Source organism: Streptomyces sp. CGMCC 4.7035 (assembly GCF_031583065.1).
In the GTDB taxonomy this organism is placed as follows: domain Bacteria; phylum Actinomycetota; class Actinomycetes; order Streptomycetales; family Streptomycetaceae; genus Streptomyces; species Streptomyces yaanensis.
In genome coordinates this window covers 2,841,131-2,861,628 of record NZ_CP134053.1, presented here as the reverse complement: position 1 = coordinate 2,861,628, position 20,498 = coordinate 2,841,131, and the positions used below count along the sequence as shown (strand labels likewise).

At 71.7% G+C, this 20,498-nt stretch carries 14 protein-coding genes; 3 read left to right on the top strand and 11 right to left on the bottom strand.

What is annotated here, in order from left to right; all coding sequences use genetic code 11:
- Positions 1-123: 123 nt before the first annotated feature.
- The gene (locus tag Q2K21_RS12025; protein WP_310769789.1) at positions 124-816 is read left to right on the top strand and encodes a hypothetical protein; all 693 of its coding nucleotides are present in this window, start codon (positions 124-126) and stop codon (positions 814-816) included.
- Between the two features lie 353 nt (positions 817-1,169).
- Here Q2K21_RS12025 and Q2K21_RS12020 read toward each other — a convergent pair whose 3' ends face one another.
- From Q2K21_RS12020 to Q2K21_RS12000, 5 genes are all read right to left on the bottom strand, one after another.
- Positions 1,170-2,324, bottom strand: a complete 1,155-nt coding sequence (locus Q2K21_RS12020) for a VOC family protein (RefSeq protein WP_310769787.1) — start codon at positions 2,322-2,324, stop codon at positions 1,170-1,172.
- 154 nt (positions 2,325-2,478) lie between these two features.
- Positions 2,479-4,245 (bottom strand): FAD-dependent monooxygenase, encoded by a 1,767-nt coding sequence (locus Q2K21_RS12015; RefSeq protein ID WP_310769786.1) that lies wholly within the window; start codon positions 4,243-4,245, stop codon positions 2,479-2,481.
- A 441-nt stretch (positions 4,246-4,686) separates the two neighbouring features.
- The gene (locus tag Q2K21_RS12010) at positions 4,687-5,037 is read right to left on the bottom strand and encodes a DoxX family protein (protein WP_310769785.1); all 351 of its coding nucleotides are present in this window, start codon (positions 5,035-5,037) and stop codon (positions 4,687-4,689) included.
- On the bottom strand, positions 5,034-6,971 hold the full coding sequence (locus Q2K21_RS12005) for an acyl-CoA synthetase (protein WP_310769784.1): 1,938 nt from the start codon (positions 6,969-6,971) through the stop codon (positions 5,034-5,036). The genes Q2K21_RS12010 and Q2K21_RS12005 overlap by 4 nt, the downstream gene beginning before the upstream one ends.
- Before the next feature lie 95 nt (positions 6,972-7,066).
- On the bottom strand, positions 7,067-8,020 hold the full coding sequence (locus tag Q2K21_RS12000) for a fumarylacetoacetate hydrolase family protein (RefSeq protein ID WP_310769783.1): 954 nt from the start codon (positions 8,018-8,020) through the stop codon (positions 7,067-7,069).
- 156 nt (positions 8,021-8,176) lie between these two features.
- On the opposite strand from Q2K21_RS12000, the gene Q2K21_RS11995 reads away from it, so the two are divergent.
- Positions 8,177-8,842: a TetR/AcrR family transcriptional regulator gene (locus tag Q2K21_RS11995; RefSeq protein WP_310769781.1), complete on the top strand. Its 666-nt coding sequence runs from the start codon at positions 8,177-8,179 to the stop codon at positions 8,840-8,842.
- Positions 8,843-9,820: 978 nt separating this feature from the next.
- Here the strand turns inward: Q2K21_RS11995 and Q2K21_RS11990 are convergent.
- The 3 genes from Q2K21_RS11990 to Q2K21_RS11980 form a co-directional block, all read right to left on the bottom strand.
- The gene (locus Q2K21_RS11990; RefSeq protein ID WP_310769779.1) at positions 9,821-11,911 is read right to left on the bottom strand and encodes an ATP-binding SpoIIE family protein phosphatase; all 2,091 of its coding nucleotides are present in this window, start codon (positions 11,909-11,911) and stop codon (positions 9,821-9,823) included.
- Positions 11,912-12,510: 599 nt separating this feature from the next.
- Positions 12,511-12,642, bottom strand: a complete 132-nt coding sequence (locus tag Q2K21_RS11985; protein ID WP_310769774.1) for a hypothetical protein — start codon at positions 12,640-12,642, stop codon at positions 12,511-12,513.
- Positions 12,643-13,328: 686 nt separating this feature from the next.
- On the bottom strand, positions 13,329-13,799 hold the full coding sequence (locus tag Q2K21_RS11980) for an SPW repeat protein (protein ID WP_310769772.1): 471 nt from the start codon (positions 13,797-13,799) through the stop codon (positions 13,329-13,331).
- Between the two features lie 324 nt (positions 13,800-14,123).
- Between Q2K21_RS11980 and Q2K21_RS11975 the strand changes: the two genes are divergently transcribed.
- Positions 14,124-14,762, top strand: coding sequence for a hypothetical protein (locus Q2K21_RS11975; RefSeq protein ID WP_310769770.1), 639 nt, complete (start codon positions 14,124-14,126; stop codon positions 14,760-14,762).
- A gap of 208 nt (positions 14,763-14,970) precedes the next feature.
- On the opposite strand, the gene Q2K21_RS11970 is transcribed toward Q2K21_RS11975, so the two are convergent.
- The 3 genes from Q2K21_RS11970 to Q2K21_RS11960 form a co-directional block, all read right to left on the bottom strand.
- The gene (locus Q2K21_RS11970) at positions 14,971-17,007 is read right to left on the bottom strand and encodes an SWIM zinc finger family protein (RefSeq protein ID WP_310769769.1); all 2,037 of its coding nucleotides are present in this window, start codon (positions 17,005-17,007) and stop codon (positions 14,971-14,973) included.
- Positions 17,004-19,829 carry a DEAD/DEAH box helicase gene (locus Q2K21_RS11965; protein ID WP_310769767.1) on the bottom strand — a complete coding sequence of 942 codons (2,826 nt, stop codon included), beginning with the start codon at positions 19,827-19,829 and terminating at the stop codon, positions 17,004-17,006. Before Q2K21_RS11965 ends, Q2K21_RS11970 begins: the two co-directional genes overlap by 4 nt.
- Before the next feature lie 142 nt (positions 19,830-19,971).
- Entirely contained in the window at positions 19,972-20,493 is a 522-nt protein-coding gene (locus Q2K21_RS11960; protein ID WP_310769765.1) for a sugar kinase, read from the bottom strand.
- Positions 20,494-20,498 lie beyond the last annotated feature (5 nt).

Sequence of the window (20,498 nt, the reverse complement as noted above, 5' to 3'; positions counted from 1 at the left end):
AGCAGCCACCCGTGACAGGCATGAGCGTCGTGCCGGCCGTCTGCTGCGCGCAGGCGGCACAGGACCCTGGTCCTGTTAGCGAGCCCGCGCCCGGGCTGACACACTGGATCTGTGGTTCCGCTGATGACCGCGACCGAGCAGGCCGTGTCCTCATCACTCACAGGCGCCGGCGTGGTGTCGGTCTGCGCACTGCTCTTCACCGTCGCGTCGTTCTGGTGGCTCAACGCCAGACAAGGACGCCTGAAGACCTGGGAGCCTCACGCCTTCGCAGCGATCATTCACTCGTCCACGGCCCGCCTGCGGCTCCCGCTCGTCCTTCACAACACCGGCCCCAAGCCGATCGTCGTGCAGGACCTCATCCTGACCTTCCCCGACGAGCCCGCTTCTCACCTGCCGCTGCTGTGGGTGTCCTCACCGTCCCGTCTTCAGCCGGGGCCGGACGAGGACGCGAGACTGCCCGCCGGCTTCGTCGTGCCCGGAAGAGAAGCGCAACAACTCTTCATCGAGTTCGAGGCACCCTTTTCCGGGTTCATGCCGGAAGCCCGTGACTACAAGGTCCAGCTGCAGGCAAGAGTCGGCCACCGCAAGGGGTGGCGCCGCCTGCTGACGTTCACCCTGCGGGCCGCCAACATCATCGATCCGGATCGCTACACCGTCTACAACAACGCACCGGTCGAGCTGACGAAGGAAGATCAGAGAAGAGCGGATGCCGCACTCCTTGAGTTGTTGCAAGAGCAAGGGGACGACTCCGCGCCGGGCGGCAGGAGACCGCGGCGTTCTTCCCATGACGACGGCGACGCCGACACGAGCCGCTGACGCAGCACCCGCCGGCCGAGCACCGCTCCTGCTGCGATCAGGAGATCACGGTTCCTGCGGTCACGCCGACAGGTCGGCCCGCGGGAGGAACGCCCGGAACAACGCCCGACAGCCCTGCGACAGCTGGGACGGTTGGCGCAGCGGATTGAATGCCTCCGCTCAGTTCGGCGACAGCGTCCCTGCTTTGGGTGCTGCAGAGCATTCGCCAGCAACTGCTGGGAAGTGGCGAGGTCCTGCATTCGGGAGCCGATGGATGCACGGACCAGGTGGCACGGGTGAGGAGGGTCGCGGCGGTCAGCTCGGTGGGCGCGGCACCGATGATCACGACGGGTACATCTCAGGGGTGGTGGCGGTCACTTGCTCAGGGCTTTCATCAGGCCCAGCAGCCGGGCGCGGTCGATCTCGTTGTCCTCGCGCAATGCGGAGATCGCCTGCAGGAACGCCCCCGGCGAGGGGGTGGTGCCGAGGAAGTCCCGGGTGGCGGGCGGGCCCCACTGGGCCAGGCCGGAAGCGGACATGGCGGCCCAGCCGGGTTCCAGTGTGTTGTCGAAGACATCGCCGTCGGCGTAGTGCTCCAGCATGAAGCGGTCGGGGTCTCGCCAGTAGTCGAAGATCTGGCTGCCCTGGATGTGCCGGCCGACGCCCCAGGAGTGGTGGTAGCCGCGTTCGCGCAGGTACTCGCCTCCGGCGGCCAGCGCGTCGAGGTCGGCGACCTGGTAGGCGGAGTGAACGTAGCCCGTGGCGGGACCGAGATGCATGGCCAGGGTGTGGTGGTCGGCAGGTTCGCCGCCGCGGTCGCAGCGGATGAAGGCCATGGTGGGGCCGCGGTCGCGCTGCCCGTCCAGGTAGAGGAAGTCGCTGACGATCAGGCCGAGGTGCTGCAGGTACCAGTCGAGGGCGCGCCGGAAGACCCGGGTGGAGAGGACGACGTGGCCCAGGCGCTGCACCTGGGCGGGTTCGCGGGGCGGGCGCTGGGTGGCGTTGATGCGGGCGGCCGCGGTGGTGGTGCCCGTGTTGAGGACCAGGGGCTGTCGCAGCGGTCGCGCGGGCTGCTCGGCGACGCCGTGTACGACGCGGACCGGGATGCCGGAGGGGGCCAGCAGGTCCACGGCGCGGCCTCCGCCGTACTCGGTCAGGGTGCGGACCCTGTGGCCGGTGGTGCGGGCGAGCCGTTCGAGGTCGGCGGCGTCGGCGGCCTGGAAGGCGGGGCCGATGAACCGGGAGGCGGGACCACGGCGGATCACCAGGCAGTGCGGTCCGGCCAGGGCGCCGCGCAGAAAGAGGGTGTCCCCGGTGCGGGCGGCGGTGGTGAAGCCGAAGTCGTGGGCGAAGGTCTCGGCGCGGTCCAGGTCGGGCTTGGTGAACTCCAACCAGGCCAGGTCGACCACCTTGATGACGGGCTGGGCGGCGCGGCCGGGGTGCTCCCCGCGCAGGGCGCCCTGCTCGCTGTGCAGACCCTGATGGGCGTCGGCAGTGGGGGCGGCGGGGGTGGGTGTCGGATCGTTCACGGGGTTCCTTCCTGTGGCCTCCACGACCTGTGGCGAGGGTGGGGCGGGTGCCGCAGTGCCGCTGTGTCCCGGAGGCGAGGCGGAGATGAGGGTGAGGGCCCGGCCCGCCGACTGCGGCGGTGATCGGCAGGCCGGGTGGCACGGCAGATAAGCCCTACCGTGCGAGGAGGGAGTCCAGTGCGGTGGTGAGTTCGGCGACCGGGTCGGTGGCCGCGCCTTGGGCGCGCCAGCCGATGAAGCGGTCCGGGCGCACGAGGACGGCGCCTTGCGGTGTGTGCCCGCGGGCGGCGGTCCAGGTGGAGCGCGGGTCGCGGTAGTCGCCGTCGACGTGGCCGATCCGGATGGCGTCCAGCGGCAGCCCGCTCTCGGCGGCGATCTTCTCGGCGGCCTCGCACCAAGCCTGGCCGTCCTCCCCGGCGATCAGCAGGAACCGGCCGGGGCGGACCAGGCGGGCCGGGGCCACGCGATGGCCGTCCAGGTCCTCAAGCCAGGCGTGGGGCAGCGGGTGCCCGGGTCGGGCGGCGGGCTGGTAGATGCGGACCGGGTCGGGGTTCTCGGGTGCGGGAGTGCCGTCGGGGACGACGGCCGCGGACTCGTACGTGTAGCCGAACTCGACGCCCAGTTCGTTGAACTCCATGGACTGGGCGGCCACGGCGGCCAGGAAGGTGCGGCGGAAGTCGCCGTCGGCGGGGTCCTCGCTCCACAGGCGGCGGGCCTGCCGCCAGTTCTCCTCCTCGTCGGCCCCGGGCCCGCCGCCGAAGAGGGCGTTGATGGCGATGTGGTTCATGGCGTTCTCCAGCGAGCGCTGGACGTTGGTGGCGTCCACGGGGCGCCGCTCGGCCTCGTAGCTGTCCAGCAGGGTGTCGTCGGCATGGCCGTTCAGCACGGCGGCGAGCTTCCAGGTGAGGTTCTGTACGTCGTGCATGGCGGAGGTCAGGCCGAGGCCGCCGGTGGGCGGATGCCGGTGGGCGGCGTCGCCGGCGATCAGAACGCGGCCGACGCGGTAGCGGTCGGCGACCACGCCCTCGAGGGTCCAGCGGGAGATCATGTGGACCGTCAGGTCCTCCTCGCTCAGGCCCAGCCCTGTGCGCAGGTCGGCCAGTACCGACTCGTCGTCCAGCGCGCGACCGTCATCGGGCCCGTAGTTGAGGTGGAAGACCCACTCCTCGGACTCCGGGCCCCAGTGGTCGGGGCCCATGGGCACGAGGACGCCCGGGATGCCGAGGTCGGGCAGCCACAGCCAGCGGATCAGCACGTCAGGGTCGGTCGCCACCTGGGACAGGTCGGCGGAGAGGTGGAAGGAGACTACGCGGGCGAGGTTGCGCACGCCCTCCTGGACGATGCCCACGGCGGGGCCGACGGTGCGGCCGCCGTCGCAGCCCAGCAGGTAGCGGGCCCGCACCCTGTAGGTCTCGCCCGTCTCGCGGTCGGTGACGGCGGCGGTGACGCCCTCGTCGTCCTGGGCGAGTGCGGTCAGCTCGTGGTGGAAGCGGACCCGGCCCGTGGCGAGTTCCTCGGCGCGGGTGCGCAGGACCGGCTCCAGTCGGATCTGGGGCAGGTTGGCCTGTCGCTCGGGGCTGGCCGCGAGCCACTCCGGAGAGTGCCCGCCGGCTCCCCAAGCCTCCATCCTGGCGACCCTGCGGCCGTAGTCCTCCTGGTCGCCTGCCAGGCCGACGTACCAGGCGGTGTGGGACATCTGCTCGGCCGGGGCGGAGGCGGCGTAGATGGTGTCGGCCACGCCGGCGTCGCGCATGATCTCCATGGCGCGCTGGTTCAGGACGTGGGCCTTGGGCAGGACGGAGGTGCTGGGCCAGGCGGTGACCAGCAGGGACTCGATGCCCATGCGGCTGAGCAGCATGGAGGCGGTGAGCCCCGCACCGCCTCCGCCGACGATGAGGACGGGGACGTCGATGTCGTTCATGGGTACTCCATGGGGTGTCACGGCTCGGGGCCATGGGGTGGGGACGGCTCAGGAGCGGCGGGGGAAGAGCGCCAAGGGCGTTTCCCCGGTCGATTGATCGAGGCCGGGTGTCCGCGGATTGAGCGGGCGGCGGCGCACGGATGCGAAAGGCTGGTCGTTCCGAGAGGCGCCCGCTCGCTGCGGGCGGGCGTCGGCAACCCGGACGGCACGGAGGGGACGCCGGAAACAGCGGTGTCGATTCAGAGGCCACACCCGGCCTCGGCGGCCAAGGCGGTGAGATGCGGTGGGTGCCGTCCGCGCCGTGCGAAAGGCGGCCTGCGGAGGCGGGCTGTATGAACGCTGCGCTAGGCCAGCCATCGGGTGGAGGCGCAGGGCGGCAGATGCTGGCGGACGTCGATGCGGCTCATCGTGATGCTCCTCGGAGCCCAGGCGGCGGCGATGCTAGCCGCCGACCAGCGCGACGAGATGGGCTGCGGCCAAGGCACCCGCGGTGACGGCCGGCAGGCAGCGGGCCGCCGGATCGCCGCTGCGCAGGTGGACGACGACGGCTCCGGTCATGAGCAGGATCAGGCCGACCGATGTGGCGGCGCCGAGCGCGGTGATCCGCAGGCCGAGCAGCAGTCCGGCCGCTGCCGCCACCTCCAGGGCACCCAGGAGGCGGTAGTGGGTGGTGGTCATGCCGACGTGGGCCGCGGCCTCGCGCATAGCGGGTACTGCCGCGAGCTTGGCCGACCCGAGCAGGAGGAAGATCCCGGCGAGGAGGACAGCGAGAACGATGGCGGTGGTGCTCATGGGGTTTCTCTCTCAAGTGGCTTGCTGGGGGCGTACTGCCAGTGCAGGACGTACCGGTCGAGGGCTGCGGTGACCCTGCTCCGTACCGCCTCGTCGGCAGGGGCGGGCACCGTGACGCGGACGCCGCCGTCGTGCGGCCGGCACAGGATGCGTCCCGGGTCGCAGTCCGCGCCCTGGGCGGCCAGTTCGGCGTGGACCGCGCGGCGGGTTGCGTCCAGGCGCAGGCCGAGCTTGTAGGGCTTGCCGACGGCGGTGAGCGGGATGGCGTCGATCACGAGCACCTCGCGCGGGGTGGCGGCGCGTTCGGGGACCCGTTCGGTGGCCCAGGTGAGCAGTTCGGCGGGCTCGGTCTGGGCGCCGGGGGCGAGGGTGACGTAGGCGACGGGCACTTCGCCGGCGTGGGGGTCGGGACGGCCGACCGCCGCGGCGGCGGTGACCTCGGGGTGGGCGAGGAGTACGTCCTCGATGCCGGCGGGATCGATGTTGTGGCCCCCGCGGATGATCAGGTCCTTGGCGCGGCCGGCGAGATGGATGAAGCCGTCGGCGTCGATGCGGGCCAGGTCGCCCGTGTCCAGCCAGCCGTCGCGGATCTTCCCGGCGCTCTCCAGGCGAGGCCCCTGGGCGGTGTGCTCGACGACGTACCCGGCGAAGAGGACCGGGCCGCTGACGGCGAGCACCCCGGTGGCGCCCGGCGGCAGGCCGTGCCACTCGCCGGTGTCCGGGTCGATCCGCACGGTCTTGACCTGCTGGTAGGGCAGGCGCCGGCCGACACTGCCGGGGCGGGTGTGGCCGGGCAGGCCGAGGGCTGAGGCGCAGGTCGCCTCGGTCAGCCCGTAGCCCTCGCACAGGGGGATGCCGGTGTGCTTCTCGAAGGACTCCCGTACGGCGGGCGGCAGCGGGGAGGCGCCGACGGCGGCGAACCGCATGCTGGAGATGTCCGCGTCGACGGGGACATGGGCGAGGACGGAGTACACGGTGGGCACCGCCGACATGGCGGCGATGCGGTAGTGCTCCACCAGCTTCCAGAACACCGGATACAGCTCGGGATCGCGGTAGCCCAGCGGCCCGGCCCACACCACTCCCCGGCCGCGCAGCAGCGGGCCGAGCAGGGTGACGATCAGGGCGTTGACGTGGAACAACGGCAGCGCCGCGAACATCACCGAGTCCTCGTCGAGAGGAATGCTCGCGGCCACCATCCAGGCGTCGACGACCTCGTTGGCGTGCGTATGGGCGGCAAGCTTGGGGATGCCGGTGGTGCCGCCGGTGTGGAAGTAGGCGGCCAGGTCGTCGGCGGCCGGGGGCTCGATGTCCACCAGCCCGTCGGCGGGATGGGACGCGGCAAGCTCCGTGAGGTAGCCAACGCGTACGCCCTCGATGGGGTCCAGAGCGGGGGCGGGGCCGTCGGCCAGTGTGGGGGCCAGCGCCAGCAGAGCGTCCAGCCGCAAGGCCGCGGCGACCTGCCGGGCCGTGGCCCACACCTGTGCGTCCAACTGCGGACCGGCGGCGATGAGCACCCGCGCGCCGCTGCGCCGCAGCAACTGCTCGACGTGCTCGGATGCCAGGCCCGGGTTGACCGGGGCGGCGATGCCCGCTGCCTGCGCGGCCAGCAGGGCGCCGGGCAGCTCCGCGGTGTTCGGCGCGAGCAGGCCCACGGCGGCCCGGCGGGTGACGCCTAGAGAGCCCAGCAGATTGGCGGTGCGATGCACCTGGTCACGCAGTTGCGCGAAGGTGGCTGTGGCGGGGCGCAGGAAGCGCGCGGCGTCGGGCAGCACCGTCAGGGCCGGCCGGTCGGGCCACAGGCGGGCGGCGCGCAGCAGGGTGTCGTAGGTGGTGGCGGGCAGGCCGCGCTCGTGCAGCGGTACGGCCTCGATCGCGGACAGGTCCGCGCTGCTGTCGGGGGCGGGCCACAGCAGGTCGGGGGGTGTGCGTGTCACCGGTGCGCCTTTGCAGGGTGAGGGATGGGTTCAGGTGGCCGGCCCGGTACGGGGATGCCGGGCCGGCCGGTCCCGGGCGGGGGTCCCGGGAGCCGTCAGTGGGCGCGCACCACCGTGCGCTGCTCGCCGAGATCGAGTACGCCGTCGTCGGTCGCGATACGGGCCGTGACGACGTCGCCGTCCTTGAGGTAGTGAGGGTTCGCCTGCTGGCGGTCGAAGAACTTCTGCCAGCGCTTGTGCGGGGGCAGCAGGGCGGCAAGCGTGGTCAGGAGCCTGCCCGGAGACTTCAGCGCGGTGCCGCCGGGGGTTCCGGTGAGCAGGACGTCACCGGGCTGCAGGTGCTGGAAGCGGGCGAGCAGACTGAGGGCGTGGGCGGGCCGGACGATCATGTCCGTGGTGGTGCGGTCCTGCCTCGTGGTCCCGTTGACCTTCAGCGTGAGCCGCAGGTCCGGCAGGCGGGCCAGATCGTCGGCATCTACCAGGAGCAGCCGGGGCCCAAGCGGAGTGAAGGTCGGGTACGACTTGGCCTCGTAGAACTGCGTCTTGGGCAGTTGCAGATCGCGGGCGCTGACGTCGTCGGCGACGACGAGCGCGGCGACGAACGCCGGCAGGGTGGAGTCGGTGACCTCGGTACCGACCGGCACATCGGCACCCATCACCAGCCCGAGCTCCACCTCGTAGTCCAAGAAACGCACGTGCTGTGGACGTTCGATGTCCTGGTAGGGCCCGCTGACGGACCCGGACGCCTTGCGGAAGAACGCTGGCGGAACGGTGTCCGGGTCGAATCCGGAGTCCACCGCGTGGGAACGGTAGTTGACCATCTGCGCCACCACCCGGCAGGGCGTGGTGACAGGCGACAGCAGCTCGGCCTCTCCAACCGAAACCCCGGCGCCGGGGTCACCCGTGGCGCGGGCAGCCGCCTGCTGCACGGCGGAACGGTCGGCGAGCAGGCCGGCGGTGGTGTCCGCGCCGGTGTCGACGCGGTGCAGCCGCCCTGTGCCGCTCTCCACCCACCAGCCGTCTGTGGTGCGGACGACCTGGATACTCATCGGCTCTCCTGAGTCCTGGACAGACACCGACCGGAACGCTCCCGCGAGCAGCTCCAGTCAGCAGTGATGAGAGAATCAGTCCAGATGACGACCCCGTCAACAGCAGTCAGTCGTGATGAAACAATCAAAGATGATGCGTCTGATCATGGTGGAGAGATGAGTATCGATCGACAGGGCAGGGCCAACACACCCAGCCACACGCCCAACCGCGTGGACCGACGCAAGGCGCGCACCCGTGCCGCGCTGATCGCCGCCGCGCAGCGGTTCCTCGCGGATCAGGGGCGGACCGATGTGAGCATCCAGGAGATCACCGAGGCGGCGGATGTCGGCTTCGGCTCCTTCTACAACCACTTCACCAGCAAGGACGAGCTGTTCGACGCGGCCGTCGCCCTCACCCTGGAGGAACACGGCGCACTCCTGGAATCCGTCGTTGAAGACCTGAAGGACCCCGCGGAGATCTTCGCCGCCAGCGTCCGCCTGACCGGCCGGCTGCAGCGCACCCACACACAGATAGCCAGGATCCTCGTCCGTACGGGCATGTCCTATCTGACTTCCGACAGCGGATTGGCTCCGCAGGCGATGCGGGATCTGCGGGCCGCCGCCGACACCGGACGGCTGGACATCGACGACCCGCGCACTTCTGTGGCCATGGTCGGCGGCGCCCTGCTCGGAGTGCTCCACCTACTGGAGACCCGCCCGGACCTCGATGCCGCGCATGTTTCCGACCAGCTGGCCTTCCGCCTGCTGCGCATGTTCGGCATGACGCGCGCCGAAGCACAGGAGATCGCCACTCGGCCCCTGCCATCGCTGCCCCGGACCTGACAATGGTGAGCAAGATCGGCGACGCATGAGACACGTCGCCCATGTCCGCGAATGTGACGCTCAGGGGGCGCGGCGGATCCCCGACGGATCTCGGCGTAGAGGACGGTTTTGCCTGCCCGGGAGGCGCTGCCCCGGGCGACGTCTTTTCCGTCCACCAGCACCTCGATCGAACCGGAGACACCTGTCAGCTGGACACTGACAGAGTGGCCCTCCTGATCCCAGCGGAGGCGGCTGTCCGCAGCCATGCCTCCAGGGCTTCGAACGCAGTCGCTCGGTCCGAGCCATCGCGGAGCGTGCGGACATGGGCCTCGACTCCTTCAACAACCACTTCATGTCCCGCGGGGCCGCGACCGCTGCTGACGACCACCCCCACCGACCCGGACCAGTGATCACACAGGCAGCCACCGCCTCCATGACAATCACCGACTGCCGCACCAGCAGCGCGCGCAGGGAACGCAGGGTGGCCAGTGTGATCTGGCCCTGGCCCGCCGGGGCTCTGACGGCTGCCGCTGCTAACGGTGAATGTCCGAGATCGCCCAGGCCAATGCCTGGGGGCGCGGACGTGCGTGGAACAGGCGAAACACCGCTGGGTCCGTGCCGGGAGGGACGGACCACTTGGGTCGGGCCCAGAACTATGGTTGCGATGGAGGCGAACGGCATGGCCACGTTCCTCGGCCTGGTCGCATTGCCCGAAAGCCGTGACGCCCGGACTACCTCGCGAACCGGGGCCTCCAGACGCCTGGTGACCTCGAGCGCGACCGAATGCCGTGGCGGAGTTCCCCGGCTGACAGCGCCAGCGGCTCCCCCGTTGCTGAATCCGGGCGATTGCCCTGGCCAAGAGCGGAGCCGTGATGCTCGTGCTTCGCGGCGCCTGCGGCGTCTTCGGCGAAACCCGGCCGAGCAGCTGCAGTTGCAGCTGCACCGCCGCGCTCTCGCCGGCACGGCTGGCCGAGGACGATCCGGGCGCGCTCGGTAACGCTATGACCGCTGTTGGGGATGGGGCGAGGCTGCGGGCGGCAGAGTCTGCTCGGCCCAGACGATCTTGCCGTCGAGGGAGTAACGGACGCCCCAGTTCTGCGCGAGTTGGGCGATGATGAACAGGCCGCGCCCGCCTTCGTCGATGGTTTTCGCGTGGCGCAGCCGTGGCGCGAGGGCATTGCTGTCGTGGACTTCGCAGGTGAGCGTGCGGTCCTTGATGAGCCGCAACTGCACAGGCGGTGTGCCGTAGCGGATGGCGTTGGTGACCAGTTCGCTGACGATCGTTTCGGTGGTGTAGGCGGTTTCCTCGTCCACTCCCCAATGGGTGAGTTGGTGTTGGGCGTGGGTGCGCGCCGTGGCGACGGCTTTGGGGTGGGGGTCGAGGTGCCATGCGGCGACCTGGTCCGCGGGGAGTGTGTGGGTGCGGGCGAGGAGGAGGATGACGTCGCCGTGGCGGGTGTCGTTCCGTAGCCGGTAGAGCACGTCGTCGCACAGATCCTGCAGTGGCCGGTCAGTGTGGGCCAGCACTCGTTGGAGGATCTCCGGGGACTGGGAGGTGTGCAGGAGGGACGGCGTGTAGAAGGCGAGGACGCTGCCGTCGGGGAGAGGGACCGTGGTGGCAGCGAAGGGAGGTCCTTCGGTCCTGCCCAGGGGAGGTCCGCTCGGTAGGTGAGGGATCTGGGTGCTCCCATCGGGATGGGCGATGACGGGTGGGGGGTGGCCGGCCAGGGCGATGGTGCAGGTCCCAGCGAGCGGGTCGTAGACCGCGTACGCGCAGCTTCCCGTGAGCGGCATGGGGTCGCCGGGCGGCAGAGCGGCGCGTTCCTGGGCCAGGCTGATGGCGGTGTCGTTGAGGCGGGCGAGGAGCTCGTCGGGCTCCAGGTCGAGCGCGGCCAGAGAGTGCGCGGCGGTCCCTATCTGTCCCATGGTGGTGGCCGCATGGATGCCTCGGCCGGCTACTTCGCCGACCACCAGTGCGGTGCGGGCGCCGGACAGGGCGAATGTGTCGAACCCGCAGCCTCCGCCGGTTTCAGAGGGCACCAGTATGTGCGCGGTTTCAACGGTCGTCTGCGTCGCAACCTCGGGAAGCAGCAGATGGCGCTGGATCGTCAGGGCGATGGTGTGTTCGCGGGTATAACGGCGGGCGTTGTCGATGCACAGCGCGGCGTGAGCGGCCACTGCGTCGGCGAGGATGACATCGCCCTGGTCGAAGACGTCGCCCTGGTCGGTGCGGTAGAGGCTCATCAGCCCCAGCACCTTTCCCCGCAGGGTCAGGGGAGTGGTAACAAGGCTCTGGGCGCCTGAGGCGCGAATCGCCTCGGCGCGCTGCGGGACGGCCGCCAGCCAAGGTGTTTCCGGACCCAGGGCGACGAGGCGTGGCCTGAGGTCGGCCAGTGTCTGGGCGTAGGGCGTCGGGAACGGCAGAGCACGCACGTCACCCACCGGATGTGCCTGGACCTGGTCCTCGCCGCCACTGCGGGCGAAGGCCGCACGGCGCAGCGGCACCTCCCGTCCGAGAGGACTCGGCGGAGGTTCCTCGCCACGCACCACTGCCTCCACCACTTCCACCACGGCGAGGTCGGCGAGGTCCGGCACCACCGCTTGCACCAAATCCTCGCAGGTGGCCACAACGTCGAGGGTCTGTCCCACGCGATCGCGCACCGAGCCGAGAAGGCGCAGACGGGCGCGTACCTTTTCGCATTCGGTGACACCAAGTATCTCCGTCAGCACTCCCAGGATCCTGCCCTGCGCGTCCTCAAGACGAAATGCCGAGACGGAGAACCGGTACTCCGGCCCCGGCGCGCCCTTCGGACGCACCTCCAATCGTCGCCCCCGAGCGGGCGCGCCGCTCTCCAGCACGCCGTGCAGCATCGCCTCGACCTCACCGGGCGCGGAAAGGTCACATACGTCGGTGAAGTGCCGGCCTATGATCTCTTCAGGGGTGCCCGATTTCAGGACCGGCGTGTTGACGTTGATCCATAGGATCCGCAGTTCCGTGTCCAGGAGCATCAGGCCGGTCGGGGATTGGTGGAACAGGGCTTCCAGTACTGCCGCACCCTCGACGGGCGAAATGGCTTCGTTGTGCGCCACGGCAACCCACCTCCACTGTCCAGACTGCGCCTGGCTCCTGCGCGCCGCTCCCGCGCATCGCGCGACGTTCCCGGACAGGCCGCCAGATCTCCGCCGCGATCGGCGTCACCGTCCTGGTCGCGGTGGTCGGCTCCCACGTCGGTGCCACCTCACGTCACGACTTCCGGATCGCCAGGTGCGCAGCCGCCGTACTGAGCCTGACGACGTCAGCGATCGGTGTGCACCTCAGCCGTGGCAGCGGCTCGGATCAGACGGCGCCCGCCGCATTGCAGAAGCCGGATGCGGTGCGCAGGCTCTGGCAAACGCGTCCTGCCCCGGCAGTCCCGTCAGGCACTCCCACCGTCCCAGACAGTGTCTGACCACTACGTGTGACTGGTGCGGCTGGTGTCGGGGCCGGGACTCTCCGGGGCCGAGAGGCCGGCTGATCTAGCACCGCGACCGCGGTGTCGCGACCCCCGTGTTCCATGGCGCAGCAGGCCGTCGTAGTCCGCGAGTGAGCCTGTCAGCCCGCCTCACCCGGCTGACGTAGTCGCTGCGGCTGCGGTGCGGATGTGCTGGCTGAGAAAGAGGGATGGCGTCCCACGTGATGGTGTAACCGATCAATCGGCCATCGTGTTGGTGGTGTTGGGGAGCGCGGGGGCGCTGTCGGGGCGCTTGCCGGAGTCCCGCTCGCCGGCTTCCTCGCGGTGGACGTCGTCCTCGGCTGGGTCGCACGCCGTCGTACCGGGCACGCACACGCCTGAGCACTGCGCTTCCCCGGTGCGGTTCGGGAGCGCTCCCGCCCATCCGTGGGCGGGGCGTGTCCTCAGGAACGGATCCCTTGTACGGAGGGGTATGCGGATGCGATCGCAAATCCCCGCACACCCGAAAGCGTCACAGAACACGGACCGCATGAGGCGCCGACCGCATCGTCCGCGCCAGCGCACCCGATCTCACGACGAAGCCGCACCGGAGCGCTCCGGTGCGGCTTCGTCGTCTCACGGCTCCGACACGCGCTGAAGTCCCGTCAGGATGCTTCCCGGAGGGGCTTCGCCGTATCACCCGCTATCACACAGCGATCACGAACTGGGCGGACCCTCCCGGACCAGGAGGCCCTGACCTGCGGTTTCGTGCCCGCACTGGAGTGGCTGGACGCCCATGGACGGCCATTACAACCTGTGCCAGGTTGTACCAAGTGAGGGACCCAGGATCAGGACAGGTGCGTCTTCTGGCCCGTCAAAGCGGTATTGCAGGGTGTTCGTAGGTGTGTCACTCACGCCCTCACGCTCTCACACCTGACAATTTCTTACGTGCTGGGGTCGTAACCCCGTGCAAGCCGTCCCAGGTTGTGGCAGCATCGCGAAGATCCTCTACTTCGGCTTCACGTGCCACTTCGTTCCCGCTTCTCCTCGGATGCGGGACCGCTCACGAGCCCGCGTCAGGGAGCCATCCGGGCGGAGCGGCTACGGATACGCTTGTCGGCCTCGTTCGCCGCCGCGCCGGCTGCCAGCGCGAGCACCAGCCCGATGACGCCGACGATGACGTTGTTGATGATGGTGCGCGTGGTGTCCACGCTGCCTGCCACCACCCACGGCGAGATGATGGTCCAGACTCCGAGCAGGGCGGCAGCCCACGCCCTGGCGTGCGTGCGCTCGTAGGCTTGGCCGAAGCCGCTCAGGAGCAGGGCGTAGGCGATACCGGTGATCAGGTTGTTCACTGCCAGGGTGGTGAAGCCGTTGAAGCCCGCGATCCAGGGTGATGCGGCCAGGTAGAGGCCGGTGACCAGGGCCAGCGCTTCGACGGCCTGTCCCTGCTGGGTCGTCGCCGCACGTTCTGCCCGGGCGTGGCGCTCGCGCATCTCCAGGATGTCCGGGTGCGATTCCATGGTGGGGTGTGTCCGGTCAGTCATGATCGCCTCCGCTTCACGAGTTCACGGTCCGTGCGTCCGGTGAGAACCCGAGTACCCACCGGACGGCAGTAATCCCGCCCGGCCCCGGACAGCCTCACGCAGCCATCCGGCCCCGGCTTCCCGGACTGCGGGCCTACGCGGTCCGTGCCCTGTCCGTTTCCCTGGACACTGCGTGGGGGACTCGCCGCCTGTGGTGGCGGAGCGGGACGTGTGGCCGACCTCGCGCCGACGGGCCTACACACGACGGCTCCTTCCCGGCCCCGGCTGTCACGGTGGGGCCTCGTCCAGCGGGGCGTTCCCAGGGCTTCGAGCGGGAGGGAGCGGATGAGCCGGATTCTCAGCGGAGCCGCACGGCGCCCACGGCTGCGCTTCGACGGCTGGATCGCGGGCCTGGGCACCTCCTTGGGGACGCGCATCGTGCTGGGACACTGGCAGCGGTCACCGTTCGGGCCGTTCAGCGATGTGATGCTGGAGCGGGCCGACGGAGAACGGCTGCTGCTGGCGCCCACACGGGAGACGGCGGACTTCATCCGCGGCACCTACGCCTTCGACATCGTGCGGGTCGTCCCGGTCGACGTGAGCGTCACGGACGACAGCTGGACCGTCACGGCCGGGCCACTCGACCTGCGTTTCACCACAGGGCGACGAGGGCTTCTGGGGCTCCTGCTCTGGGCCGTGCCCCGCGCGCTCACCTGCCGTCCGGCATGGAGCGCGCTCACAGACTGGCCCGCCCGTGTACTGCTGGTCGGCGTGCGAACCCGTGGCAGTGCCGGCGCGGGCCGCCGCGAGTGGTACGGCGCCAGGGACCTCCGGCCGATCCGCACTGTTTCGGCGGTGCTCGACGGCACCGACCTCGGTGCTCTCGCGCCTGTCGAACCGCCCGTCCATTTCGGGTTCGATTCGGTTCCGAGGAAACCCTCTGTCACCGGGGTCACGACGACGGTGACGCTGGGCCGGGAGTGAGGGAACCCGGCCAGGGGTATGCGCGTACTTGCCTGTCATGGCTGTCATGGCTGTCATGCCTGGCCACGAGGGCCGTCTCTGTCTGGCCACCGTCGTCGACACAGCCTCCCGGCGAGTGGTCGGCTGGGCCGCAGTCGACCACCTGCGCACGCGAGTCTGTTCGACGAGGCCCGGGGCGGTGGCCGGGGCCCGTCGGCTCTGGGGGTGGTCACCCCTCCCCCGGCGCCTCCAGGCCCGTCAACGCGCCCACCGGGTCCAGGTCCGGGGTGCCCCGGGGCCACCAGTCCTCGCGGCCCGGTTCCGACTCGTACGCGTACCAGAGGCCGTCCCGGCCCAGGCGGAGTTGGGCGTGGCCGTCCGGGTGGGTGAGGCGATTGCGCCACGGGCGGAACGCGGGCAGGTCCGCGGCCAGCAGCAGCGGGCGGGCGCGGTCGAAGCGGCCCGCCGGCGGGTCCCAGGGCTCCTCCAGTACGGCGAGCGCCTCCCGCCCGCCCTGCCGCCATGCGACGACGCCGCGCGCCAGGTCGGCCGGGGTCCGCCCGGTGGCGTCGGCCAGCGCGGAGTAGAGCGCCCGGGTCGTCGCGGTGAGACCCGAACCGGGGCGGGCCGCGGCGAGCCGTACCGCGTCCTGCCACAGCGTCAGCTCGGCGACCGGATCGTGCCCGGTGGTCAGCAGGGCGTGCGCGCGGCCGGCCGCGTCCGTGGCCAGCTGGTCCAGCGCGAACGGGTCCGGACCACCCGGAGTCCCCGGATAGACCGGCGGCTGCTCGGGGTGAGCGGGCGGCGGCAGCGGGGCCGGGAGCGGCGGCAGCGCGTCCCGGGCCATGGCGTCGCGGGCGCGTATACCGGGAACCGGTGCGGGCTCCTTTTCCTGGGCGGCCCTGGCCGCGCGCGCCGCGTTGCGCCGGGACAGGGCGTCGAGCAGCTCGCGTTCGCCCCGGCCGCGCAGCAGAAGCAGGACGAAGGGGTCCCGGTCGAGCAGGCGCGCGGTCTGGTAGCAGACGGCGGCGGCGTGCTTGCAGGGGTGGCCGAAGTCGGGGCAGCTGCAGTGCGGTTCGAGATCGCCCGGGCCGGGAAGCAGCCGGACGCCGCACTCGGCGAGGGTCTGCGGCACCTCCTTGTCCAGCAGCGCGGCGATGTCCCCGGGCCGCTCGGCGGCGGCGTCCAGGAGGCGGTCCCACTCGTCGTCGGCGAACGTCCGCAACCGCACCTGTACGCGATAGGGGCGGGGACGGCTTCCCTGGACGTACGCCAGCACGAGCCCGGGCGTGACCGTGATGGCGTCCACGTTCCCCCGCCCCGCGTATGTCCTCCCGCGCGCGAGCCGCGCCGCGTCGAGGGCCCCCTCTTCCAGCGCGGTGACCCAGGCGTTGCCCCACCATGTCTCGGCGAACCGGTCGGCCCGGTCCGCCGGTCGTGCGGGGAGCGCGGCGAACGTGCGCCGCAACTCGCCGTCCCGGCCCGGGGCCGCCATGGAGCCCGGGTAACGGGGCGTGGCCAGGGGCAGCTCGCGCGGGGATCGCGGGGGCTCGGGCTGCTCCCGCTCGCGTCCCACGTCCCGTGCGGCCTCCTCGCCGTCGTGCCGCGCGGTAGTCGCGACCGCGCCCCGCGGTGCCACCGGCTCCGGCAGCCCGAAGGCGCCGGCGAGGACTTCCCGCACGTCCCGGACCCGGCCGCCGCGCGCAGGGGTACGGATGTGCAGGTCGCGGCGGCCACCGACGCCGGTCGACTCCCGGGTGCCGGACCGCTGCGACGCGCCGGACGGGCGCGGTTCCCCGGCCGCCTTTCCTTCGGCCTCCGTTCGCTGCCGTTCCACTTCCTCCCGCGCCGCGTGCAACGCCTTGCGCGCGGCGTCACCGGGGCGTACGGCCGGTGTGCTCTCCCCGCCCGGACCGGAGGCCGGACCAGAAGCCGGACCGTAGGCCGCGCCTGCATTCCCCGCGACGGACGGGTACGCCTCTTTTGACTCCGTCGGCGGCACGGCACCCGCCACGGTCCCCTCGCCACTGCGGCGTTCCGCGTTCGCCCTTCGCAACGCCTCGCGGGCCGCGTCCCCGGGGCGGGTCGCCGGCTGCACGCCGCTTTCCGGCACGGTGACGCCTGCGCCGTCGGCCCGAGGCGCCCCACCCCCGTCCTCACCGCCGACCCGCTCGCCCTCCCGCGCGGCCCTCAGCGCACGCCGCGCCGCGTCGGCGGGACGCGCGTCCTCCCGCGCCCCGGGCCGCTCGTCCCCAGTGCCGTTCACTCGGTCCTCCTCAGCGACACCAGGTCCGACAGCTCCCGGTCGGTCAGTTCCGTCAGGGCCGACTCGCCGGAGCCCAGGATCGCGTCGGCCAGCGCCCGTTTGGACGCCAGCATCTCGGCGATGCGGTCCTCGACCGTGCCCTCGGTGATCAGGCGGTGGACCTGGACCGGCTGGGTCTGGCCGATGCGGTACGCGCGGTCCGTGGCCTGCTCCTCCACCGCGGGGTTCCACCAGCGGTCGAAGTGGATGACATGGCCCGCGCGCGTCAGGTTGAGGCCGGTGCCCGCCGCCTTGAGGGACAGCACCAGGACCGGGGTCGCACCACTCTGGAAGCGGTCCACCATCCGCTCGCGGTCGGGCACCGGCGTCCCCCCGTGCAGCAGCTCGACGGGGACCGCCCGGGAGGCCAGGTGCGTGGTGATCAGGCGGGCCATGCCCACGTACTGCGTGAAGACCAGCGCCGAGCCGTCCTCCGAGAGCAGCGTGTCCAACAGCTCGTCCAGCAGGGCGAGTTTGCCGGAACGGGCGGTGAGGGCCGCTGCCGTCCGCGCGTCCTCCTTCAAATACAGAGCCGGGTGATCGCAGATCTGCTTGAGCGAGCCGAGGAGCTTGAGGACCAGGCCCCGGCGGGCGATGCCGTCCGCCGTCTCGATCGCCAGCATCGACTCCCGGACGACCGCCTCGTACAGCGCGGCCTGCTCGCGGGTGAGCGGCACCGGGTGGTCCGTCTCCGTCTTCGGCGGGAGCTCGGGGACGATGCCCGGGTCGGACTTCTTGCGGCGCAGGAGGAACGGACGGACCAATCGGGCCAGCCGCTCCACCGCTTGGTCGTCCTCACCGTTCTCCACCGCGCGCGCGTGCCGGGCGCGGAAGGACTTGAGCGGGCCGAGCAGGCCGGGGGTCGTCCAGTCGAGCAGTGCCCACAGTTCGGAGAGGTTGTTCTCCACGGGGGTGCCGGTGAGGGCCACGCGCGCGGGGGACGGGAGGGTGCGCAGGGCCTTCGCCGTCGCCGAGTACGGGTTCTTGACGTGCTGTGCCTCGTCCGCGACGACCATGCCCCAGGTCTGTTCGGCCAGCCGCGGCGCCGCCGTCCGCATCGTCCCGTACGTGGTGAGCACGAAGCCGCCGTCGAGGTCGTCCAGGGTGCGCTCCGGGCCGTGGAAGCGGCGGACCGGCACTCCGGGGGCGAACCGGGTGATCTCCCGCTGCCAGTTGCCCAGCAGCGACGCCGGGCAGACCACCAGGGTCGGCTCGCGGCGCGCCCGGCGCAGATGCAGGGCGATGACGGTGACCGTCTTGCCGAGCCCCATGTCGTCCGCGAGGCAGCCGCCGAGGCCGAGCGATGTCATCAGGTCCAGCCAGGCCAGGCCCCGCAGCTGGTAGTCCCGCAGCCGGGCGGCGAGGCCCGGGGGCGGCTCCACCGGGGCGACGCCCGCCGTCAGCCGGTCCCGAAGCGCGGCCAGCGCCCCGACCGGCACCGCCTCCACCGTCTCGCCGTCGACCTCGGCGGTCCCGGTGAGGGCCACGGACAGCGCGTCGACCGGGTCCAGCAGGCCCAGCTCGCGTTGACGGGCCTTGCGGACGAGCGCCGGGTCGACCAGCACCCACTGGTCGCGCAGCCGGACGACCGGGCGGTGGGCCTCCGCCAGGGCGTCCATCTCGGCCTCGGTGAGCGGTTCGCCGCCGAGCGCCAGCTGCCAGCGGAACCGCAGCAGTTCCTCGCTCTCGAAGAAGCCCGTGCCGTCGGTCGCCGAGCCGGGCGCGGGTCGTACGACCGCCGTCGCGGTCAGGTCCTGCGCCAGGTCCCGGGGCCAGTGCACCGCCACTCCGGCCGCCGTGAGCCGGGTCGCCCCGATGCCCAGCAACTCGCCCAGCTCGTCCTCGGCCAGGGCCAGCACGTCGGGCACCTCCTGCTCGGAGAGCCGGTCCAGCGGCGGCCAGACGCGGGCCGCGCGACGGACGGCCAGGGCCGCGTCCACGCGCGCGCGGGGTCCGAACGCCGCGTCCGCCTCACCGGCCCACAGCGCGGCCGCGTCGACGACGAGGGTCGGGTCGGCGAGGCTGTGCACCTGCACGATGGCCGCGCCCGCGCGGCGGGCGCCCTCGCCGTCGTCGAACAACTGGTAGGCCGACAGGTCCAGGCGCAGCGAGATCCGTACGCCCGCGTCCATGCCCGCCGCGACCTCCGCGGCCCAGTCGTGCGCGTGCGGCAGACGCTGTGGCTCGCGCGCCGCGAACGGGCGGCCCGTGGTGTGGGGGGCGGCCGGGGTGCGGGGCAGGGTGTCCGCGACCGCGTCCAGGAAGGACCGTACGAGGGCCTCGGGCTCGGGCAGCAGGAGAGGGCCCTTGCCAGGGAGCGGGACGGCGTGGCCCTCGTGGGGCAGGGCGGCGGCGACCGCCCTGAGGTGCGCGATGTCGTCCGGCTCCAGGGGTCCGGCCCGCCAGGCGTCGCATCCGTCCGGGGTGAGCCCGGGCAGCAGGCGCCCGCGCGCGACGAGCCGCAGCGCGTGCAGCGCTGCCGCGCCCCAGCAGACGGTGGCGGGGTGGGCGGCGGGGTCGCGGCGGGCGCGCACGAGCAGGGGGAGCGCTTCGCCGATCGGCAGCGACAGCGCGGGCGCCTTCCCGCGGCGGACCGAGGAGCCGTGCCGTCGGACCACCGTGAGCTCGGCGTGCTCCTCCCCCGTCGCGGGCAGCGGTCCGTCCTCCGGGTCCCAGAAGGCGACCCGCCCGTCGCGTGGGAGGGGCGCCGGCAGGAAGACGGCCGCGAGGCGTACGGGGACGGACGTCCCCCCGCGCTCGGCCACCGCGGCCATGTCGCTCATACGCCCTGTTCACCTCCCGCCCGTGTGTCGGATCGATCGTCTTCGACTCTACGGGCGGGGTCTGACAATCGGCCCCGACGCCTCTTGTCGCCCGGTCCGCCTCCGGGGCGGCGCCCCTGCGACCGGGCCGGGGTTCGCCCGGTCAGGGAACCGTGCGCGAGACGACGTACACCATGGGGTACGTCGGGTTGGACGTGTTCACGACCACGTCCTGCGTGGGTTTCGGGTTCTTCTGCTCGTGGACGAACCCGAAATAGGGGGCGGGCCGGGAACCGGGCCCCGAGAACTTCCAGCCGGTGACGCTCTGGTCACGGTCGCTGATGGCGATGTCGTCCTTCTTCAGCTGCGCCCGGCTGACACCCAGTTCCTCCAGGAACGCGTCCAGGCCGGCGTTCGTGGTCTGGAACTGCACATAGAGGCGGCTGGTCTTCCAGTTGTTCGTCTCGTAGTACGCGACCTGCGCCGCCGGGTGCGGGACCGGCACCTGGTAGAGGCGGCGCTGCACGCGCGAGGGCCAGCCGGCCGTGAGGCCGGTCGCCGAGTACTTCGCCTCCTTGACCTTGCCGCTGTCGCGGCTCTGGTTGGCGGAGATCACCAGGTATCCGGCGGGGACGCCGATGAGCAGCACGATGATCAGCAGGGTGAGCGCCCGGCGGCGGATCATGTGCC

Bases quoted from the DNA above. Each gene is read 5' to 3' on its own strand.
- Q2K21_RS12025 (WP_310769789.1), top strand. From the start codon at position 124: ATGACCGCGACCGAGCAGGCCGTGTCCTCATCACTCACAGGCGCCGGC.
- Q2K21_RS12015 (WP_310769786.1), bottom strand. From the start codon at position 4,245: ATGAACGACATCGACGTCCCCGTCCTCATCGTCGGCGGAGGCGGTGCG.
- Q2K21_RS12010 (WP_310769785.1), bottom strand. From the start codon at position 5,037: ATGAGCACCACCGCCATCGTTCTCGCTGTCCTCCTCGCCGGGATCTTC.
- Q2K21_RS12000 (WP_310769783.1), bottom strand. From the start codon at position 8,020: ATGAGTATCCAGGTCGTCCGCACCACAGACGGCTGGTGGGTGGAGAGC.
- Q2K21_RS11995 (WP_310769781.1), top strand. From the start codon at position 8,177: ATGAGTATCGATCGACAGGGCAGGGCCAACACACCCAGCCACACGCCC.
- Q2K21_RS11980 (WP_310769772.1), bottom strand. From the start codon at position 13,799: ATGACTGACCGGACACACCCCACCATGGAATCGCACCCGGACATCCTG.
- Q2K21_RS11975 (WP_310769770.1), top strand. From the start codon at position 14,124: ATGAGCCGGATTCTCAGCGGAGCCGCACGGCGCCCACGGCTGCGCTTC.
- Q2K21_RS11965 (WP_310769767.1), bottom strand. From the start codon at position 19,829: ATGAGCGACATGGCCGCGGTGGCCGAGCGCGGGGGGACGTCCGTCCCC.
- Q2K21_RS11960 (WP_310769765.1), bottom strand. From the start codon at position 20,493: ATGATCCGCCGCCGGGCGCTCACCCTGCTGATCATCGTGCTGCTCATC.